The 19,453-nt window shown below is 39.5% G+C and carries 19 protein-coding genes and 1 other RNA gene; 11 read left to right on the plus strand and 9 right to left on the minus strand.

What is annotated here, in order from left to right; all coding sequences use genetic code 11:
• Positions 1 to 2 precede the first annotated feature (2 nt).
• Both U735_RS0106065 and U735_RS0106070 read left to right on the plus strand, forming a co-directional pair.
• Complete coding sequence (locus U735_RS0106065) at positions 3 to 1,379, plus strand: alkaline phosphatase family protein (RefSeq protein WP_031442975.1); 1,377 nt, start codon at positions 3 to 5, stop codon at positions 1,377 to 1,379.
• Position 1,380: 1 nt separating this feature from the next.
• Positions 1,381 to 1,740 (plus strand): transmembrane 220 family protein, encoded by a 360-nt coding sequence (locus tag U735_RS0106070; protein WP_031442976.1) that lies wholly within the window; start codon positions 1,381 to 1,383, stop codon positions 1,738 to 1,740.
• On the opposite strand, the gene U735_RS0106075 is transcribed toward U735_RS0106070, so the two are convergent.
• A complete protein-coding gene (locus U735_RS0106075) occupies positions 1,729 to 3,567 on the minus strand; it encodes a DNA polymerase III subunit gamma/tau (RefSeq protein ID WP_031442977.1) in 1,839 nt (612 codons plus the stop codon). The two genes, U735_RS0106070 and U735_RS0106075, sit on opposite strands and share 12 nt — an antisense overlap.
• 133 nt (positions 3,568 to 3,700) lie before the next feature.
• On the opposite strand from U735_RS0106075, the gene rnpB reads away from it, so the two are divergent.
• An RNA gene (gene rnpB / locus U735_RS24990) (RNase P RNA component class A) lies at positions 3,701 to 4,017 on the plus strand.
• A 320-nt stretch (positions 4,018 to 4,337) separates the two neighbouring features.
• Here rnpB and U735_RS0106080 read toward each other — a convergent pair.
• The 3 genes from U735_RS0106080 to U735_RS0106090 are packed head-to-tail and all read right to left on the minus strand — an operon-like array spanning position 4,338 to position 6,347.
• Positions 4,338 to 4,883 carry an RsmD family RNA methyltransferase gene (locus U735_RS0106080; protein ID WP_031442978.1) on the minus strand — a complete coding sequence of 182 codons (546 nt, stop codon included), beginning with the start codon at positions 4,881 to 4,883 and terminating at the stop codon, positions 4,338 to 4,340.
• Positions 4,883 to 5,719 carry a DUF3822 family protein gene (locus U735_RS0106085; protein WP_031442979.1) on the minus strand — a complete coding sequence of 279 codons (837 nt, stop codon included), beginning with the start codon at positions 5,717 to 5,719 and terminating at the stop codon, positions 4,883 to 4,885. The genes U735_RS0106080 and U735_RS0106085 overlap by 1 nt, the downstream gene beginning before the upstream one ends.
• Positions 5,697 to 6,347 (minus strand): hypothetical protein, encoded by a 651-nt coding sequence (locus U735_RS0106090; RefSeq protein ID WP_031442980.1) that lies wholly within the window; start codon positions 6,345 to 6,347, stop codon positions 5,697 to 5,699. Before U735_RS0106090 ends, U735_RS0106085 begins: the two co-directional genes overlap by 23 nt.
• A gap of 101 nt (positions 6,348 to 6,448) precedes the next feature.
• Here U735_RS0106090 and U735_RS0106095 point away from each other — a divergent pair, with 101 nt between their 5' ends.
• The 7 genes from U735_RS0106095 to U735_RS0106125 all read left to right on the plus strand — a co-directional run bounded on the left by U735_RS0106095 (position 6,449) and on the right by U735_RS0106125 (position 13,305).
• Positions 6,449 to 7,882, plus strand: a complete 1,434-nt coding sequence (locus U735_RS0106095; RefSeq protein WP_031442981.1) for an ATP-dependent DNA helicase — start codon at positions 6,449 to 6,451, stop codon at positions 7,880 to 7,882.
• A 33-nt stretch (positions 7,883 to 7,915) separates the two neighbouring features.
• On the plus strand, positions 7,916 to 8,479 hold the full coding sequence (locus U735_RS0106100) for a DUF4126 domain-containing protein (RefSeq protein WP_031442982.1): 564 nt from the start codon (positions 7,916 to 7,918) through the stop codon (positions 8,477 to 8,479).
• A 114-nt stretch (positions 8,480 to 8,593) separates the two neighbouring features.
• Entirely contained in the window at positions 8,594 to 9,322 is a 729-nt protein-coding gene (gene kdsB / locus U735_RS0106105) for a 3-deoxy-manno-octulosonate cytidylyltransferase (protein WP_034248065.1), read from the plus strand.
• Entirely contained in the window at positions 9,313 to 10,014 is a 702-nt protein-coding gene (locus U735_RS0106110) for an HAD family hydrolase (protein WP_031442984.1), read from the plus strand. The genes kdsB and U735_RS0106110 overlap by 10 nt, the downstream gene beginning before the upstream one ends.
• A 4-nt stretch (positions 10,015 to 10,018) precedes the next feature.
• Complete coding sequence (locus U735_RS0106115) at positions 10,019 to 11,146, plus strand: iron-containing alcohol dehydrogenase family protein (protein WP_051891885.1); 1,128 nt, start codon at positions 10,019 to 10,021, stop codon at positions 11,144 to 11,146.
• A gap of 137 nt (positions 11,147 to 11,283) precedes the next feature.
• Positions 11,284 to 11,823, plus strand: coding sequence for a 1-acyl-sn-glycerol-3-phosphate acyltransferase (locus tag U735_RS0106120; RefSeq protein WP_031442986.1), 540 nt, complete (start codon positions 11,284 to 11,286; stop codon positions 11,821 to 11,823).
• Positions 11,824 to 12,210: 387 nt separating this feature from the next.
• A complete protein-coding gene (locus U735_RS0106125) occupies positions 12,211 to 13,305 on the plus strand; it encodes a hypothetical protein (protein WP_031442987.1) in 1,095 nt (364 codons plus the stop codon).
• A gap of 97 nt (positions 13,306 to 13,402) precedes the next feature.
• Here U735_RS0106125 and U735_RS0106130 read toward each other — a convergent pair whose 3' ends face one another.
• The 4 genes from U735_RS0106130 to gcvT form a co-directional block, all read right to left on the minus strand.
• The gene (locus tag U735_RS0106130) at positions 13,403 to 14,113 is read right to left on the minus strand and encodes a YebC/PmpR family DNA-binding transcriptional regulator (protein ID WP_031442988.1); all 711 of its coding nucleotides are present in this window, start codon (positions 14,111 to 14,113) and stop codon (positions 13,403 to 13,405) included.
• A 67-nt stretch (positions 14,114 to 14,180) separates the two neighbouring features.
• Positions 14,181 to 14,468: a 4a-hydroxytetrahydrobiopterin dehydratase gene (locus tag U735_RS0106135; protein WP_031442989.1), complete on the minus strand. Its 288-nt coding sequence runs from the start codon at positions 14,466 to 14,468 to the stop codon at positions 14,181 to 14,183.
• Between the two features lie 48 nt (positions 14,469 to 14,516).
• The gene (locus U735_RS0106140) at positions 14,517 to 15,335 is read right to left on the minus strand and encodes a sugar nucleotide-binding protein (RefSeq protein ID WP_031442990.1); all 819 of its coding nucleotides are present in this window, start codon (positions 15,333 to 15,335) and stop codon (positions 14,517 to 14,519) included.
• A gap of 39 nt (positions 15,336 to 15,374) precedes the next feature.
• Positions 15,375 to 16,460 (minus strand): glycine cleavage system aminomethyltransferase GcvT, encoded by a 1,086-nt coding sequence (gene gcvT / locus U735_RS0106145; protein WP_031442991.1) that lies wholly within the window; start codon positions 16,458 to 16,460, stop codon positions 15,375 to 15,377.
• 261 nt (positions 16,461 to 16,721) lie between these two features.
• On the opposite strand from gcvT, the gene U735_RS0106155 reads away from it, so the two are divergent.
• Entirely contained in the window at positions 16,722 to 18,335 is a 1,614-nt protein-coding gene (locus U735_RS0106155) for an aminopeptidase P family protein (protein WP_031442992.1), read from the plus strand.
• A 17-nt stretch (positions 18,336 to 18,352) separates the two neighbouring features.
• Here U735_RS0106155 and U735_RS0106160 read toward each other — a convergent pair whose 3' ends face one another.
• Positions 18,353 to 19,396: a beta-1,6-galactofuranosyltransferase gene (locus U735_RS0106160; protein WP_031442993.1), complete on the minus strand. Its 1,044-nt coding sequence runs from the start codon at positions 19,394 to 19,396 to the stop codon at positions 18,353 to 18,355.
• Positions 19,397 to 19,453 lie beyond the last annotated feature (57 nt).

Consider the following 19,453-nt stretch of genomic DNA (forward strand, 5'->3'; position numbering starts at 1 on the left):
GAATGAAGAAAACCGTTGTGCTAAACGTTGTGGGATTAACGCGGGGATTGATAGGGGAGCACACGCCCTTTATTAAATCTTTTTTGGAGAGAGGTGCTTCGGCGACAATTACACCACAATTGCCTGCAGTGACCTGTTCTGTACAAGCCACTTATTTAACAGGTAAAACGCCATCTGAACACGGCATAGTTGGTAATGGATGGTATTTTAAGGAAGAACATGAGGTAAAGTTTTGGCGTCAATCCAATAGCCTTATTCAATCCGAAAAAATATGGGACAAACTTAAAAAACAGGACAGTAATTTTAGCTGCGCCAATATGTTCTGGTGGTATAATATGTATTCCAATGCGGATTACAGTGTTACCCCAAGACCCAATTATTTGGCAGATGGAAGAAAGATCCCAGATGTGTATTCCTATCCTGCGGAACTAAGGGATCATTTACAAGAGGAATTGGGGACATTTCCGCTTTTCCATTTTTGGGGACCAAAAACATCTATAAAATCCAGTCAGTGGATTGCGGACGCCAGTTTAAAAACGGACGTTTTACATGATCCTACCCTCACCTTGGTCTACTTGCCACATTTGGACTACAATATGCAACGCTACGGGACCGATTTAACCAAAATTTCAAAGGACTTAAGGGAGATCGATGAAGTAGTTAAACAATTGGTAGAATATTATGAGGCCAAATCTGCCCATATTATACTACTTTCAGAATATGGGATAACCAATGTTACCAACCCCATTCATTTAAATAGAAAGCTTAGGCAAGAGGGGTATCTTGGTATTCGAGTGGAAAGGGGACTGGAATTGTTGGATGCTGGGGCCAGTAAGGCTTTCGCCGTGTCAGACCATCAGTTGGCCCATGTATATGTAAAGAATAATGAGGATATAGATAAGGTCAAGGCTTTATTGAAAAGTCTGAAGGGGGTAGAACAGGTACTTTCTGGTGGCGAAATTAAAGAGCTGCAATTGGATCATGAACGTTGTGGGGATTTGGTGGTGATAGCGGATAAGGATTCTTGGTTTACCTATTACTTCTGGTTGGATGATAAAAAGGCTCCTGACTATGCAAGAATGGTGGACATTCATAAAAAACCCGGATACGATCCGGTGGAGATGCTCACCGATCCAAAGGATAAATTCTTGATGCCAAAGGTTATTTGGAAGTTATTTAAAAAGAAATTGGGTTTCAGAACGGTAATGGATATTATTCCCTTGGACGCCACCTTGGTTAAAGGATCCCATGGTAGGATGCCCGAGGATCCCAAGGATCATCCAATATTGATAACCAATAATAAAAGCACTTCTTTAAAGGATAGTCTGTTGGCAACGGAAGTGTACGGTATTATAGAGAGCCATCTTATAAATTCTTAGTATGAGACTTTTTTCCAAAATATTTTCTGGAGTATTCACCATATTGTTTGTTTGGGCGGCATTTGTCCAGTACAATGATCCGGATGCCCTTATGTGGTACTTCATCTACGGAATAGCAGCTGGGGCGTCATTTTTATTTTTTCTGGGCAAATTAAATTTATTGATTCCATTTGTGCTGACCTTGGCTTACCTCATAGGAGCATGGATTTTTTGGCCGGAACACTTTGAAGGAGTTTCAATTGACGGGGGAAATATAGATAATATAGAACACGCTAGGGAGTCCTTGGGGCTTATAATCAACGCCTTGGTAATGCTGTTTTATGCTTGGAGGGTCAAAGTTGCAAGGGCGCTAAATATCTAAATCGAACTCTTTTCTCAAAAGATCTATAGCTGGATTTTTCTCCCTTAATTTCATGTACTTTTCTTCTGGGGTAAATGCAAATTTCTTGGCAGTGGCTTCGTTGACAGTTATTCGCAGTTGTATAAAGTGGTTGTTGAGCTTTAGTTTTAAATACTCCATTAGGTCGTACTTTTCCCGCTCAATTTCCTTTTTCATGGTGCCATTTGGCAATTCTATCCAAATAGTGAAATTATCGGTAAGCTTAGGAACATCCGAATGCAGGTTGGATGCTAAAATTTTCCGTCCATCATTATCCAAAATGTCAACGAAATCTGCCCAATGCCTTTGCATTTCCTCTTCTGTAAAATTAGCTTTGGGAAGGTTGCTTTCGTCAATAACATCCTCTTTTTTATTCAGTTGATGTTCCTTTTTGGCCTTTAGGCTGGAAAGTGAAAGGCCAGAAACCCTCCTTTCTGTAGATTTTATGTTGATTTTGGTCCTAGGCGTGGGATTGGCTTCCTGAATAACATTTGTAGATCCCCCAACATCATTCCCTTGTGGCGTCTGTGTAGTACTTGAAGTGGAGGAAGATTGGCCTTGGGGAGTTTGTTTCCCTACAATGGCGCTTTCGACATTAGGAGCTGCCGTATGGACTGATTTTGCCTCCGGTTCGTTGGGTTTAATTTCTTTCTCCAGAACGGAGGGGCGACTAACCTTATAAAAGGAGGCGGGGATTATAAAATCTGGTTTGTTGCGACCATTCCCTAAGGATTCAGACTTTTTTTTTTCTCCATCAAAATCGATAGAGGCTAATTTCATTAAGGTCAACTCAACAAGAAGTCGCTGATTTTTACTGGACTTGTACTTTATGTCACAATCGTTGGCCAAATCAATAGCCGATAATAAAAAGCTACTGGATGTTTTTTTGGATTGTTCGCTGTAGTGTTTTTTTGCCTCCTCCCCAACTTCTAGGAGTTCTATAGTATTCTGATGTTGGCACACCATTAAATCCCTAAAATGCGAAGCTAGGCCACTTATAAAGTGGTGTCCGTCAAAGCCCCTGGCCAAGGTTTCATTAAAAAGAATCAGTAGGCCCGGAATATCATGCTTAAGAATAAGATCTGTAGCCGCGAAATAAGTATCGTAATCCAGAACGTTTAAATTCTCGGTTACAGCTTTTCTAGTCAATTTTTTGCCAGAGTAACTCACAACCCTGTCAAAGATGGAAAGTGCATCGCGCATCGCGCCATCAGCTTTTTGGGCTATGATATGAAGTGCATCGTCTTCAGCTTCTATTTCTTGGTTCTCCGCAATATATTTTAAGTACTCGGCAGCATCCTTAACAGTGATGCGCTTAAAATCAAATATTTGGCAGCGAGACAGTATTGTAGGGATAATTTTATGCTTTTCCGTCGTGGCCAATATAAATATGGCATGTGCGGGTGGTTCCTCCAACGTCTTTAAAAAAGCATTAAAGGCAGCTTGGGACAGCATGTGCACCTCATCAATAATGTATACCTTGTATTTTCCAACTTGTGGGGGTATACGCACCTGACTTGTCAGCTCCCTTATATCATCTACTGAATTGTTGGATGCAGCATCCAGCTCAAAGATGTTAAAGGCAAAGTCCTCATCTTCATCCGTTCTGCCGTCTTGATTGATCTGCTTGGCCAGTATACGGGCACAAGTAGTTTTTCCTACTCCTCTGGGACCTGTAAACAATAGTGCCTGAGCTAGGTGATCATTGTCTATGGCATTAGTAAGGGTATTGGTAATAGCCTGTTGCCCAACAACATCCTTAAATGTCTGGGGCCTGTATTTTCTGGCGGATACTATAAAAGGTTCCAAGGCTATTAACTTATTTTCGGCGTAAAAATAATACGCCTATGGGTGAAGTACAAATATAAAAATAGCATTGTATTAAAGGGCCTATTTAACTTTCTTTAGTACTTTATTTATCAACAATTGAATTACCTTTGCAATAGCAGGTCGCCTTATCGCTCCCCGCTTTCCGTGGGGGGAGGAAAGTCCGGACACCATAGTGCAGTATAGCGGGTAACGCCCGTCCGTCGAGAGATGAGGACAAGTGCAACAGAAAGTATGTACAGGTTATGCTGTAGTGAAACCAGGTAAACTCTATACGGTGCAACGTCATGTAAATCAGTGTTTGAGGGCTGCACGCCCAAGCTGAAGGGTAGGCGGTTAGAGCCTTTGGGCAACCATTGGCCTAGATAAATGATAGGGAGGCCATGAAGTAATTCAAGGCTAACAGAATCCGGCTTATGACCTGCTTTTTTTAATGAGACAGCATTTGCACAGCAAATGCGTAGTCGAATTAATGCCGCAGCAGGCGGTATCACTAATTATCAAAGTGTTTTGGGTAATGCCGCCGTAGGCGGTATAATATCATTTTAAAGCTGTCCCGAGAGAATAATTTGAAGTTAATGTCGCTGCAGGGGCTATCTTTTTGATGACCACTGGCAATGGAATATTCTAGCAGTTAATGCCGCCTCAAGCGTTATAATGTGAACTTAACACGGCTTCAGGCGTTAAAATATCTACCAAATGTCGCTCAATGCGGTATCATTTCAATATAATTCAGTTGTATAAGACTTTAGTTATTCTTCGCTCCATTCGAAAAAACTAAAAATACTGCCGCCATATCTTCGCTGATTGGTGAAATGCTCTAAATGTGAAAGATCGGTATGTTTGGAATGCTCAATAATCAGAACACCATTCTCTAGCAATAGCTGCTTTTCAAATACCAGTTTGGGAATAGCAGCGAACTCTTCGGGGGAAAGATCATAGGGCGGATCGGCAAATATAATATGCGCTTTTACAGGGTTGCTTTCCAAATATTGAAAAACATCTTTTTTGATGGCTACTATAGGGAAGTCCAAGTCAGTGGATGTTACTGTAATAAACTTAATACACCCAAAGTCTGCATCCACGGATGTAATGCTTTCGGAGCCCCTAGAGGCAAATTCGTAACTGATGTTTCCGGTTCCGGCAAAAAGATCCAATACGCTGACCTCATTAAAGTGGTATTGGTTGTTGAGTATATTGAAAAGGGCCTCTTTAGCCATATCGGTCGTAGGACGGACTGGGAGCTTTTTGGGAGCACTTAGTCTTTGGCCTTTGTTTTTACCGGATATAATACGCATTAAAGAGTGTTTAGTAGAGTAAAATCTATTGTTTCCTTATCTGTTCCCCCAAAATGATGAAATGAAGTGTTGGAGGGGACGAAAATGGAAATGTCCCTTACATATTGATGGCACATATTGTATAGTTCATCTCCTTCTTCAATAGATCCAAAAAGTTTGAGCTTAGTGGTTTCAGTATCCAATTTCAATTGTTCCATGGTAAATAAAAGGTAATAAATAAAATCCTCCTTGGTAGCAAAACTGAAGTTATTGTATAGAATCAACTTTTTGTTGGAAATTACGGCGATGTCCATATGTCCCTCTATGAGGTGTACATAACAAATGGGCTCGCTTTGGTTGCCATGGTGGTTTGTCAAGGTCTGGATCATGATCGTCCCATGGTGCATAAATTCAAATTCACCGAAAAGGTCGTATATATAGTTGTTTATATTCATAAAGGGAACATAAACGTTTACCATGTCCAAACTTTTAATTTCATCATATTCCAGATGGTCGTTGGCCAAGATTTTTGCATTGAATTTTAGGTAATTGGCCAGCTCTTCTTCGTTGAAAAGTGGCTTTGGGACTAGGCAGAAAAGGTTGTTCCTGTGTATTACAACGACTTCTGAAAATTTTACGTCCCTTATTCTATTTTTCTCAAAAAGCTGTTTTATTTCCTTTTGAACGGCATAGGGAGTAAGTTCATTTTCAAAAACCAGTCTTTCGGAAGCAAGAATTGTATTGGAAAGTGTATCCAGAACACAAAAAGAAAGTCCATTCAAGCTAACTTGAATGGACAATTTATGATATTCCGATTTAGAATTCTCTAAAATGCTATTGGTCGTTTCGTTTGTCATATATAGATGGCCAATTTCCACTGGTGCTTACCTCGGTCAAAGATCCAACCCTAATTATGTTTCCGTTTACTTCGTCAACATTAATTTGTGCATTTTCCCTAGCCAACAAAGTTTTGGGTTGGTCATGCAATACAATATCCTTACTAACCTTTGCCTCAAAAACCGGAGCTTTATATCCGCTTTTTTCGATGATGCTCGCCTTCATTTCAAATTTTTCTCCACTAGGAGCATAAGGAACATTCATCATGGTCTTATAGCGATCGTCTTTTTTGAATAAGGAATCCTTAACGGAAACAGTACCAAGGGTATCTATTATTTTTACTTCTTTCAACATATCGATACCAAAATTCTTATCGTATTCCAAATAAGAAGAATCTCTCTGTTGGGTAATGGTGTATTTACCGGTATCTACAAAACTTACCAAGGCGTTAAAATCCTTTGCATATCTGCCATTTACAGTTTTATATGCTTCTTGGGAATTTCTGATGTCCTTTAAGTTGGATATTACTTTAGCAAAACGTTCTTGCTTAACTTTCTTAAATTCAATTGGGCCATTCACGGAATTATATATCATATAACCCAACACGATAGCTGCTATCCAAAGGACAATTTGTAAAATGGTCTTCATTTTGTAAGTCTTATTTTATTTAGTGGTTGTCACAAATCTACAATTTTTTTTTAATGGTAAAAGTATTTGACCTTAAAAATACTGATTATCTTTGAGGACCTATGACTTCTATAACCGACGCTACTTTTTTTAAACTACTGAAAGATAAATTTCCGCATGACCCAACTGCCAAGCAGTCAGTGGCTTTGCAAAAACTTGCAAGTTTTGTTTTGTCCAAGGAAAAGGAGAGCGTTTTTATGTTAAAAGGGTTTGCAGGTACTGGGAAAACTACCATTGTTGGTACAATTGTGACCAATCTTTGGAAGACCACCATGAAGGCCGTTTTAATGGCTCCTACCGGGAGGGCAGCAAAGGTAATGTCCAATTATTCTGGAACACAAGCTTTCACGATTCATAGAAAAATTTATTTTCCCAAAAAACAGAGTGGGGGTGGGGTACAATTCGTCTTATCACCCAATAAGCATAGAAATACCATTTTTATAGTGGATGAAGCTTCCATGATTCCGGATACGCCAACGGATTCGAAGTTGATGGAAAATGGGTCTCTCTTGGACGATTTGCTAATGTATGTGTATTCAGGACATAATTGTAAGCTAATCCTCATTGGTGATACCGCACAGCTTCCTCCGGTACATTTAAATATTAGTCCGGCTCTGGATGAAAATCAATTGGCCTTGAATTATAACAAGGAAGTTATAAAACTGGAGTTGGACGAAGTGGTGAGGCAGGCCGAGGATTCAGGAATTTTAGTAAATGCCACCAACTTAAGGGAGCAGTTGCAAAGTGAATTCTTTGATGATTTTAAGTTTTCGGTGAGTCACTATACAGATATAGTGCGCTTGGTGGATGGCAATGATATCCAGGAGGCTATAGACGATTCCTATTCGCAAAATGGCAAAGAGGAAACCGCTATTATAGTTCGCTCCAATAAACGGGCCAATCTATATAATGAGAATATTAGGAATAGAATCCTATATCTAGAAAACGAGTTGGCCACTGGGGACTATATGATGGTAGTCAAAAACAACTATTTTTGGTTAAAGCCTACTTCCGAAGCTGGTTTTATTGCCAACGGCGATATCATTGAGGTCTTGGAGATATTTGCCATTAAGGAGTTATACGGATTTAAATTTGCGGAGGTAAAGGTGAAATTGGTAGATTATCCCAATCAAAAACCGTTTGAAACTGTGCTTTTATTGGATACCATTATGGCAGAGACTCCTTCTTTGTCCTATGATGACGGCAACCGTCTTTATCAGGAAGTTATGAAGGATTATGCCGATGAGAAATCCAAATACAAAAAGTTTTTGGCAGTAAAGAACAATAAGTTCTTCAATGCGCTCCAAGTTAAATTCTCCTACGCCATAACCTGTCATAAGTCCCAAGGGGGGCAATGGAATACCGTCTTTGTGGAACAGCCGTATTTGCCTAACGGAATAGACAAGGAATATCTTCGCTGGTTATATACCGCCGTGACCAGGGCTAAGCATAAATTGTACCTTATAGGCTTTAAGGACGATTTTTTTGTTGATTAGGAATAGCCTAATTTCGCATTAAAGTTTGGAAATATGACTTTTGAGACCGTTTTAAGCATATTTTTAGGTATTGGGCTGGCGGCATCTGTAGGCTTTAGGATTTTTTTGCCTCTGTTTGCCTTAAGTTTGGCCGCTTATTTTGGTGTATGGCAACTAAATGAAAATTGGGAATGGGTAGGGAGTATGGCCGCCTTAATAACTTTTGGCGTTGCCACTATCGTGGAAATTTTCGCATATTTTATTCCTTGGTTGGACAATTTGTTGGATAGTTTTGCAATTCCTATGGCTGCTTTGGCGGGTACCGCTGTAATGGTGTCAACAGCTTCCAATTTGGATCCAGTGATTACCTGGACCTTGGCTATAATAGCGGGAGGGGGTACGGCCACTGCGATAAAAGGAGCTTCGGCTACCGGCAGATTGGCTTCTACGGCCACCACCGGGGGAACGGCCAATCCTGTTATTGGTCTGGTGGAAACGGGCACTGCGGCAGTAGTAACTACAGCATCAATTTTCGCCCCTATTCTTGCTGCGTTTTTGGTCCTTATTATATTGATCGTTATATATAGGTTGTATAGAAAGTTTAGACCGAGAACATAATCCAAATTAATTTTAAATAATTTCCGTGTGAAATAAGCATGCCCCAAAACTGTTCTTAGAATCAATGAAGAAATGCCTATTAAGTATGACCGTTAAAACAATTAATATCTACATATGAAAATCATTGCAATGATACCGGCTCGTTATGCAGCCTCAAGATTTCCGGGTAAGCTTATGCAGGACCTTCAAGGGAAACCTGTAATACAAAGAACCTATGAAGCAGCTGTAAAAACTGGTTTGTTTCAGGAAGTTTATGTAGTTACCGACAGTACCACTATTTATGATACCATTACCAATATAGGAGGCAAAGCCATAATGAGTATAAAGCAACATGAATGTGGAAGTGACCGTATTGCCGAGGCAGTTGAATCCATGGGTGTTGATATCATCGTAAATGTTCAGGGAGATGAGCCATTTACGGATAGGGAAAGCCTGGCCAGTGTAATCGAAGTTTTTAAGGATGACGTTAAAAAAGAAATAGATTTAGCTTCCTTAATGACTAGAATTACCGATTGGGTAGAGATCAATGACCCCAATACAGTTAAGGTAATTGTGGATAATCAGAATTTTGCCCTTTATTTTTCCAGGGCCCCAATACCATATCCCAGATCAAGGGAGTTGGACATACCTTATTTTAAGCACAAAGGAATTTATGCCTTTAGGAAAAGTGCTTTGATGGATTTTCAGAGACTGCCCATGCTTATATTAGAGGCGACGGAAAAGATAGAAGCCATTCGCTACTTGGAATATGGCAAGAAAATAAAGATGGTAGAAACTAGTGTTACCGGTATAGAAATAGACACGCCGGAAGATTTGGAAAAAGCAAAGAAAGTATGGAAATAGATTTTGGCAATATCAAAGTGGTTGGTTTTGATGCCGATGATACCCTTTGGGTAAATGAAACGTATTTTAGGAATGCGGAGGAAAAATTTGCCAGTCTTTTGGATAGTTATGAAACCAAGAATCAAATAGATCAGGAGCTGTTTAAAACCGAGATCAAGAACCTTGAACTATACGGTTATGGTATTAAAGGGTTTATGCTGTCCATGATAGAATCTGCCCTGGATCTTTCCAATAATAGGATTTCTCAGGCAACTATTACGGAGATTTTGAATCTAGGGAAAGAAATGCTGTCGCACCCAGTGGAATTGTTGGATGGTGTGGAGCAGGTATTGGAAGCCTTAAAGGATAAATATCGCTTAATAGTATTGACCAAAGGGGATTTGTTGGATCAAGAGCGGAAATTGGATAAATCCGGCCTGTCCAAATATTTTCATCATGTGGAAGTTCTAAGCGATAAAAAGGAAGAAAATTATAAGAATCTATTGGAGCATTTGGAAATTCCTGTGGAGGAATTTTTAATGATTGGAAATTCTTTAAAATCGGACGTATTACCTATATTGAACATTGGAGCAAAAGCTGTTCATATTCCCTTTCATACTACTTGGCAACATGAAGAGGTAAAGCCGGAGGAGCACAACAACGATCACCTTACCTTAGGCACCCTCTCCGATATTTTAAAGTTTCTTAAATAAGTTTATGGACATAAAAAGTAAAAATATCAACACAATTGCAAGCCCTGAATTGAAGACGAATTACAAGAACTTTCCTATGGTGCCTCGCGTTATATTTGGAGCGGGTTGTTTTGGACAGTTGGGGGAGATTCTGTTGCCAAAACGGATTAATTCCGAGGCGCCATTTATTTTTTTGGTAGACGATGTATTCGAAGGTAGTGGGCTAATTTCCAGAATACCGTTAATTTTTAACGATCAAATAATATTCATTTCGGCAGACGAGGAACCTAAAACGGACCAAGTAGATGCCTTGGTCCAGAAAATAAAAAACGATTATGACAATCTGCCTTCTGGAATTATCGGTATAGGTGGGGGTACTTTGTTGGATTTGGCTAAAGCCGTGGCCATAATGTTGACCAATAAAGGCAATGCGTTTCAATATCAAGGTTGGGATTTGGTAAAAAAACCATCCATTTATCATGTTGGTATACCCACCATAAGCGGTACCGGTGCGGAAGTGTCCAGGACAACGGTATTATTGGGACCGGAGAAAAAATTGGGAATAAATTCCGATTTTACCACTTTTGACCAAGTGCTCTTGGATCCGGATTTAACCAAAGGGGTTTCAAAAGAGCAATGGTTCTATACTGGTATGGATTGTTTTATACATTGTATAGAATCCCTCAACGGTACTTTTTTGAACGCTTTTAGCCAGAGCTATGGCGAAAAGGCACTGGAATTATGTAAAGAGGTGTATTTGGATGATCTGCAAGAGGATGATGCTAGAAATAAATTAATGATGGCTTCCTGGCATGGGGGAATGAGCATAGCCTACTCCCAGGTTGGGGTTGCGCATGCCATGAGCTATGGTCTGTCCTATTTATTGGGTGTTAGACATGGAATAGGAAACTGTTTGGTGTTCCAGCATTTGAAGGAGTTTTATCCTGAAGGAGTAGAATTATTTAATGAAATGAAGGTAAAACACAACATCCGGTTGCCAAAAGGCATCTGTGGTGAGCTGACCAATGACGATTTTGAAATTATGATAAATGTGGCCCTTAGCCTTGTGCCCTTATGGGAAAATGCCTTGGGAAAGGAATGGCGCACTATTATAACCCCTGAAAAATTAAAATCGATCTATCAAAAAATATAATATATCCTAGAATATGATTCTTTATGTTCCAACTTGTGCTGCGTTTTGTATCAAATATAAACAAGGCAGGTTGTGGTAAATAAGGGTATCTGGATCAAGTACAAAAGGCACCTAACATTTTAAATAGTTAATGGTTTATGCAGACCCTTGCCAAGTTTATATATTTTAAAATTTTAGGCTGGAAATTGGTGGGATCCTTTCCGCAGCTGGACAAATGTGTTGTTATTGTGGTGCCACATACCAGTTGGGTCGATTTCTTTTTGGGACTTTTGATTAGGCGGGTTTTGAACGAGGATATCCATTTTATAGGCAAGAAGGCACTTTTTAAACCACCATTTGGTTGGTATTTTCGCTTGATGGGCGGTGCTCCTATCGATAGAAGTAAAAATATGGATACGGTGAGTGCTACGGCCAAAATATTCAATCAACATAAAAAATTCAGATTGGCGCTTTCCCCGGAAGGAACAAGAAAAAAGGTTTCGGAATGGAAAACAGGTTTCTACTATATTGCCAAGGCGGCCAAGGTTCCCATTGTGATGGTGGCGTTCGACTTTGGAAAAAAGCAGATTAAAATTTCCAAGCCTCAATATCCTACGGATGACAAAGAGGAAGATTTTGCAACTTATAAGGCATTCTTTAAAGGAGTAGTGGGCAAGGTGCCGGAAAATAGTTTTTGATATTCACTATTATACACCTCAATGGACAGGATAACCGCTCTCTTGGAATTCTGTATTTTCACTGGAAATAATTTATACTTAACATGGATTTTTAGTTGTAGTATATTCTAATTTTTTAAATAATTAAAAGAGCTATAATTAAATTGACGGTTATGTCACCGTGGACAATGGATTTGATTCCTTCATAAATGTAATCAAACTGCCCAATAAGAGCTGTACACAACATTTTCAGGTACTTATACATCTTTAGTGCTTTAATAAATCCTTTTTTGGGCGTGGAATACTAATTTTGATCTTAATACGTTATCAAGGAACAAGGTTTAGGCCTGGTTATATTAAGGAATAACGTTGATTTAAATAGCATTTATAGTATTAATTCCATTGAGAATGAAAAGAAATCAAATAATAGTCTTTTTAATTTCCGTCTTCTGTTTTTTTACTTCTATTGCCCAAGTTGAGGTAATGGTTAATAGTCTTGGTGACGATGATGTTAAGGGTACTTTACGTTGGGCCATAAATGCCGCCAATGCTGATGGGGAAATCAATAAAATAAGTTTTGTGGAAGGATTGGAGGGCACTCTTAGCTTGTCTGCAGATCTGCCTCATATTAATAGTAATCTAACCATTGCTGGACCTGGGGCGAATCACATCGCCATCTCTGGGGAAGGGAATTATCGTATGTTCATGATTAATAAAGGGTTTAACTTGGATATCTCCGGGCTAACCTTAACCGATTCTGCAGATAATTACAATGATGGAACTATTTTTGCCGTTACGGGCTCTGCAGTAAAGGCTTCAGAAATAAGGGTTACAGGTGTTTCCAATCAAACAGCATTTTGGTCCAAGGGAGATAATTCATCCATAACTATCTCCAATTCCGTTTTTGAAAATAATTCTGCCACCTTGTTTAGGAGCTATTGGGGGTCTACTCCCAATTTTACTTCGGATAATGAAAATGACTATACCAATAGAATTACCATTACCGGATCGTCATTTATTTCCAATAGGGGCTTGATTTTTTCAACGGAGCATTATGTGAAAATAGATAATTGCATCTTTAGCGGGAATTATGATCAAATAGCCAGTTTTAAGGGGGTAAACCGCTACCAGATATTAAACTCTAAATTCGTTAACAATACCGGTCGGTTGTTGTTTACGTTTTCAAGTAAGATTGGGGATACCCCATCCTGGGGCGAGGATACACTTGGGACCAACAATACCCTTTTTGATGGGAACCTTTTTCAGGGAAATACAGGAACTATTATTAATACAGGTGGAGGTTTTAAACATGATTCCAAAACTACTATTACCAATAATATCTTTGTAAACAATGGAAATAATTGGTACGGTAATCCTATTGTAACCTCAGGAAACCAACAGAATAATTTTATAACCTCGGTTACCCCGACGGAAGATGAGGGAACCATTGTTCTTACGTTGAACAAATCACTCATTATCGGGTCTGAAGACGAGCTGCACTAAAACTGGATTCTGCAGAATTTTTCACCTGATTTTATTATTTCAAAAAAATTAAAGAGGCCCAATTACGGGCCTCTTTCTAATTATTGTAAGGTGATTATTATTCCTGCATGGTGTGATATACGTTCTGCACATCATCATCCTCTTCTATTTTCTCCAAGAGTTTTTCTACATCGGCCGCTTCTTCCTCGCTAAGGGCTTTAGTGACCTGAGGAATACGCTCGAAACCTGAAGATAGGATTTCGATGCCCCTGTTCTCCAATTCTTTCTGAATGGCCCCGAAACTCTCAAAGGGAGCATAGATCAATATACCGTCCTCATCCGCAAAAACTTCTTCCGCCCCAAAATCGATCATTTCCAATTCCAATTCCTCTGGGTCTATGCCCTCTGCAGGAATCCTAAAGTTACAGGTATGGTCGAACATAAACTCAACAGAACCCGAGGTTCCCAAGCTACCGTTGCATTTGTTGAAATAACTTCTAACATTGGCTACGGTCCTAGTGTTGTTGTCCGTGGCTGTTTCTACTAAAATGGCAATGCCATGAGGTGCGTATCCCTCAAAAAGAACTTCCTTGAAGTCGCCCAAGCTTTTGTCAGATGCCCGTTTAATGGCTCTTTCCACATTGTCTTTGGGCATGTTTACCGCCTTGGCGTTTTGGATAACGGCCCTTAATCGCGCATTGGAGCTAGGGTCTGGCCCTCCCTCTTTTACTGCCATAACAATGTCTTTGCCTATTCTGGTAAAGGCCTTTGACATAGCGGACCACCTTTTCATTTTACGTGCTTTTCTAAACTCAAAAGCTCTTCCCATTTCTTAGTTTTATTATAATAATTTGGAACAAATTTAATAATTTTTACTGCTGGCGCAAGTGTTAAGTCTACTGACTTACAATAATTTCCTCAATACTCTGCGCCAACTTAAAATCCCTTTCAGTAACTCCCTCCGCATCATGGGTGGAAAGCCTTATATTAAGGGAATTGTAGACATTGCTCCAATCCGGGTGATGATTTTGGGATTCACATTCAAAGGCGATTCTGGTCATTACAGAGAACGCATCCTTGAAATTCTTAAATTCAAAAGAGGTTTCAATGGCACCATCCACATAATCCCAACCGTCCAATTCCTCCAATCGCTTTTCTATTTCTGATTCAGATAATTTTTTCATGTCGCTATTTTTTATAAAGTTAATTAAAACAGTACAATTCCACGCGGCTTATTCACTAAAGATATGATGGTCTATTATCTCCTGATAGTTAAATAATAAATTCTTTGGAAGCTGGTTCGTTTTTGGTAGCACCGCCAAATAACGGTCCTCATTGGTGGTAAATACACGTTTGTAAATAGGCTGGTAGTTGCCCAAACGGCTTACGATTTCCTTTATAAAATCTTCATGGTGTATTAGGTCTACACTTCCCAAATGAAAAGTTCCTGACTTATTGTGGTTTATAAGGTAATGTATTTGCTGTGTTAGTTTATCATCGTTGGTGACGTTGATGATCAAATTGGGGAATACTTCAATAGGTTCTTTATTGGTCAGGGCATTTTTTATTTCTTTAATTCTCGGTGAATTTATGCCAAAAACCATGGGCACTCTAAGAATAGCCATTTTGGAAACAGGTATCCTCAGCAGCATATTTTCTATTTTAATTTTCAGTCGGCCATAGATGCTTTCGGACAAAGTCTTGTCATTTTCATAGGAAGGGTATTTGCTATAGGCATCAAAGACGTTGGCAGAGGATATAAAATACAATTTGCAATCCCTGTTTTGGATGTATTCCACCATATGTTGGTGGGCCATTACCTGTGCTTGGAAATTTCCCCTTATGGCAGAAATTATTAAATCGGGTTTTACTTTGTTCAAAATATCATGTACGTCATCCTCCTCCAGATCATAACGGAAGAACTGTTGATTGTTCTCAAAGCTCCTTCTTGCGGAGTAATAAGTACCATAGGTGTCAAAATAGGAATGTAATTCCTTGTAAATGGCATTACCTATAAAACCGCTTGCTCCTAAAATGAGTATTTTGTTCATTCTATCACCTCCTTTTGCAAAACTCAATCGCTACATCTGTTAGACCTTATAAAAAGGGAGTTTAACAATGGTAGCAGGAACTGCATTTTTCCTAATTTGAATATAGATTTTACCGCCAATTTGGGATGCTGCCGTGGGCACATATCCCAGACCAATACCTTTCCCCATGGAAGGCGACATGGTGCCCGAGGTTACAATCCCTATTTTATTTCCTGTTGCATCAACAATATCGTAATCGTGCCTTGGAATCCCCTTCTCATCCAGCTCAAAGGCTACCAGTTTTTTGGTAACACCTTCTTCTTTTTGTTTGGCTAAGGCTTCGCTATTTACAAAATCCTTGCTGAACTTGGTAATCCATCCTAAGCCTGCTTCCAGTGGCGAAGTAGAATCATTGATGTCATTACCGTACAAACAGTAGCCCATTTCCAAACGCAAAGTATCCCTGGCAGCAAGTCCAATAGGTTTTATGTTGTATTTGGCACCGGCTTCAAAAACCTTGTCCCAAATCTGTTGTACTTCTTCATTCTTGCAATATATTTCAAAACCTCCAGAACCTGTATAACCTGTGGCTGAGATTATTACATGTTCTATACCCCCAAAATCCGCTACTTCAAAGGAATAGAACTTTATAGCGTTTAAGTCTATTGAGGTCAACGTCTGCATGGCTTCCACGGCTTTGGGGCCCTGAATGGCAAGAAGGGAATACACGTCGGATATATTGCGCAGATCTGCACCAAAATCCTTATTGTATTTACTAAGGTGTTCCCAGTCTTTATCAATATTTGAGGCGTTTACAACCAAAAGATATTGTTCTTCTTTAATTTTATAGACTATTAGGTCGTCCACAATACCACCTGTTTCGTTAGGTAAACAACTGTATTGTGCCTTGCCAATGGTTAATTTGGAAGCATCATTGGAAGTTACTTTTTGTATGAGGTCCAATGCATTGGGACCTCCTACCAAGAACTCGCCCATATGGGATACATCAAAGACGCCCACGCCTTTGCGGACCGTTTCATGTTCTATATTAACTCCTTCATAGGAAACAGGCATATTATATCCTGCAAAAGGTACCATTTTGGCACCCAATGCCTCATGGGTTTTTGTCAATGCGGTGTTTTTCATTTGAATAATTTGAGGCGTAAAAATATCGAAAATTAATCGAAGGGAGAATCTATATACTTTTTGTTTTGCACAAATTGATGTTAATTTGGGTTCCTACTTTAATAATTTGTGGGAGCAGGGATGTTCCCCTCTTCAAACCGGGCAGTGATTATTTTTTGTCCCTTAAAGGGTTGGTCGGCTTGCTTTTCCATATTTCCGGCCAATTATTGATCGATAAGGTATTATAATTGATTATTTTTAAGCATTAATTTAATGATGACTATGAGGAATTTAATTGTGATTTCTTTATTTCTTTTTTTAACGTCTTGGCTTCAGGCCCAGGAAGTGCCCAACGATTTTTTAAGCGCTGATTTTCATAAGGGAAGGCGTCAGGAAGTGCGTAAGGCAATGCCTCCAAATAGTGTTGCGGTATTTTTTGCTGCAGCTGTAAGGAATAGGGCAAACGACGTGGATTATATATACCATCAAGATCCGGATTTTTATTATTTAACCGGGTATAAAGAGCCCAATGCCCTTTTGCTCATATTTTCTGAAATGCAAAAGGATAAAGCCGGGAACAATTATGATGAGGTGCTCTATGCCCAGAAAAGGGATGAAAAGGCCGAACAATGGAATGGAAAACGTTTGGGAGTAGAGGGTGTTAAAGGGCAATTGGGGTTTGAACGTGCCTTTAATGCGGAAGAATTTTTAAACACTGATATTAATTTTCCCAAGTTTGAAAATGTACTGTTTTTCGATTTCAATAATGATTTTAGGGATACCAATGACCCCGCTGATTTATTTGATTTGATAAGGTCATTTAAGGAGAAGTCCAATTATCCGTCAGATTACGACGCCACTAAGCAACAGCTTTATGGCATGATCAAGTCAACGGAATTGGAAAATAGTGCCAATGTGGCCCAAACCTTGGGGAGGTATTTAAATTATTACCAGGAATTAAAATCGGATAAATTATTGGTTGATTTCGTAGAGGCTACAGATGATAGGTCCCGGACTGAAATCAAGGAAAAAGTGGCCCTGCAATTGAAATCCAATAACCTCAACAGTGCTATGCTGGAGGAAATAATGAACACCTTAAGGGAAATTAAGACCGAGGAAGAGCTGGTACTTCTTAAGAAGGCCGTGGAGATTTCCGCGGTTGGTCAAATAGAGGTTATGAAGGCCATGCACCCCAATATGTCCGAAATGGAAATTCAAGGGGTGCATGAGTTTGTCTATAAGAAGTACGGTGCCGAATATGAGGGCTATCCTTCAATAGTGGGTGGAGGCAATAACGGTTGTATTCTACATTATATAGAGAATAATAAACCTAAGGTGGGGAATGATCTGGTTTTGATGGATTTAGGAGCCGAATATCATGGTTATACAGCCGATGTAACCCGTACCATTCCGGCGAATGGCAAATTTTCAAAGGAACAAAAACAGATTTACGATATTGTTTACAATGCCCAGGAGGCGGGAATAAAGGCCAGTGTTTTGGGAGCTTCTTTTCAGGCTCCTGGGCAGGCTGCCAGTGAAGTTGTTGCCAAGGGGTTGATGAAGCTGGGAATAATTGGAAGTCCTGAGGAGGCCAGAAAATATTTTCCGCACGGCACCTCCCATTATTTAGGTCTAGATGTTCATGATAAGGGTACCTATCAGCCCTTTAAGGAAAATACGGTGATTACGGTGGAACCTGGAATTTATATACCGGAGGGGAGCGATTGCGATAAGAAGTGGTGGGGAATAGCAGTTAGGATCGAAGACGATATTCTTATCACTAAAAATGGCCCTGTTAATTTATCGGGGATGGCTCCTAGGACCACGGAAGCCATAGAGGCAGTGATGAAACAAACCAGTCCGTTGGACCACTTTAAATTACCAGCACTGGATTAAATTGGTGAATATAGGGGCTATGAAAGTGCTAGAAGTGCCTTGCCCATAGCCTCTTTTAAAAATCCACCTGAAATTATTTGTTCCCTAACTTCAGCTACATTTTTTACCATATTTTGGTAGTCTTCATTGGACAGGTTTTTTAATTTCCCATCCAATTCCTCCAAGGAGGATATACAAATACCTAATTGGCGTTCTTTAATGACGGCGGCAATGGCCGCCTTATTCCATATAATTATAGGAAGGCCACAGAGTAAATAAAGAGATGTCTTGTGGGGGTTGTTATATAAAAGATACTGCCCAAAATGCCCGGCACATTCGTCTATGGAATTCCCGTTCCATACCAGGCCAAAGGAACCTCTTATGTGTTTTGCAACTTCATCCGGAGAAAACATGCCTTCAAAACTTATGATGGAATTGGCCTGGTCCACATCACCTTTAATAAAACCGCTACCGTATAGCTTCAAATGAAAGCTGTTATTTTTTAAGGCATCCAATTTATAGATAAAGGCACTTTTGGCCATTCCCAAGCCACCGGCGAAAACTACATCGAATAAGCCATTTTTAGAAAGTTCAGGAGCTGTATAGTTGCTATTGTCTTCCAAATAATCGAACATGTACAAGGGTATCAATTTTGCGGTGGCCCTTTGTTGCTCGAACCATTTTTTCATGTTGTCGTTATGTACAATGATTACATCGGCACATGAGAATTTTTTCATTTCCCGGGCAATATCCTTGTTTTTTCCCATGAGGTATTTAACATCATGAATGATCAACACGATTTTACATTTTTTTATTCCGGCTATGGTAGTGATGTATTTGTAATATTTGCTAAGTGGGTATTGTATGGCCAAGGTGGAATTTTTTGGCAAACGAATAACGCCCTTGGTTATACCAAAAAAACTTACTACAGCACCAATGGCAGAACTGGCAAAAGTGGTTTGTTTAAAGCCTAAATTTTGGAAACCTATGGTGTCCAAGATCCGCTCACAATCTGTTTTCGGCTTGGAGGCTGCACTGTTGGTTGCTTTGTAATTTCGGGAGATATAATATAAATTGGCCATTTTGGGTCGGTTCATTAAGCACTACAAATATAACCATGTTATGGCAAAGGGGATTTT

The sequence above is a fragment of the Arenibacter algicola genome (assembly GCF_000733925.1).
GTDB classification, from domain to species: Bacteria; Bacteroidota; Bacteroidia; order Flavobacteriales; family Flavobacteriaceae; genus Arenibacter; species Arenibacter algicola.

Bases quoted from the DNA above. Each gene is read 5' to 3' on its own strand.
- U735_RS0106080 (WP_031442978.1), bottom strand. From the start codon at position 4,883: ATGCGTATTATATCCGGTAAAAACAAAGGCCAAAGACTAAGTGCTCCC.
- U735_RS0106115 (WP_051891885.1), top strand. From the start codon at position 10,019: ATGGACATAAAAAGTAAAAATATCAACACAATTGCAAGCCCTGAATTG.
- U735_RS0106065 (WP_031442975.1), top strand. From the start codon at position 3: ATGAAGAAAACCGTTGTGCTAAACGTTGTGGGATTAACGCGGGGATTG.
- U735_RS0106130 (WP_031442988.1), bottom strand. From the start codon at position 14,113: ATGGGAAGAGCTTTTGAGTTTAGAAAAGCACGTAAAATGAAAAGGTGG.
- U735_RS0106160 (WP_031442993.1), bottom strand. From the start codon at position 19,396: ATGGCCAATTTATATTATATCTCCCGAAATTACAAAGCAACCAACAGT.
- U735_RS0106120 (WP_031442986.1), top strand. From the start codon at position 11,284: ATGCAGACCCTTGCCAAGTTTATATATTTTAAAATTTTAGGCTGGAAA.
- U735_RS0106125 (WP_031442987.1), top strand. From the start codon at position 12,211: ATGAAAAGAAATCAAATAATAGTCTTTTTAATTTCCGTCTTCTGTTTT.
- kdsB (WP_034248065.1), top strand. From the start codon at position 8,594: ATGAAAATCATTGCAATGATACCGGCTCGTTATGCAGCCTCAAGATTT.
- U735_RS0106070 (WP_031442976.1), top strand. From the start codon at position 1,381: ATGAGACTTTTTTCCAAAATATTTTCTGGAGTATTCACCATATTGTTT.
- U735_RS0106085 (WP_031442979.1), bottom strand. From the start codon at position 5,719: ATGACAAACGAAACGACCAATAGCATTTTAGAGAATTCTAAATCGGAA.
- U735_RS0106100 (WP_031442982.1), top strand. From the start codon at position 7,916: ATGACTTTTGAGACCGTTTTAAGCATATTTTTAGGTATTGGGCTGGCG.
- U735_RS0106090 (WP_031442980.1), bottom strand. From the start codon at position 6,347: ATGAAGACCATTTTACAAATTGTCCTTTGGATAGCAGCTATCGTGTTG.
- U735_RS0106110 (WP_031442984.1), top strand. From the start codon at position 9,313: ATGGAAATAGATTTTGGCAATATCAAAGTGGTTGGTTTTGATGCCGAT.
- U735_RS0106135 (WP_031442989.1), bottom strand. From the start codon at position 14,468: ATGAAAAAATTATCTGAATCAGAAATAGAAAAGCGATTGGAGGAATTG.
- gcvT (WP_031442991.1), bottom strand. From the start codon at position 16,460: ATGAAAAACACCGCATTGACAAAAACCCATGAGGCATTGGGTGCCAAA.
- U735_RS0106155 (WP_031442992.1), top strand. From the start codon at position 16,722: ATGAGGAATTTAATTGTGATTTCTTTATTTCTTTTTTTAACGTCTTGG.
- U735_RS0106095 (WP_031442981.1), top strand. From the start codon at position 6,449: ATGACTTCTATAACCGACGCTACTTTTTTTAAACTACTGAAAGATAAA.
- U735_RS0106140 (WP_031442990.1), bottom strand. From the start codon at position 15,335: ATGAACAAAATACTCATTTTAGGAGCAAGCGGTTTTATAGGTAATGCC.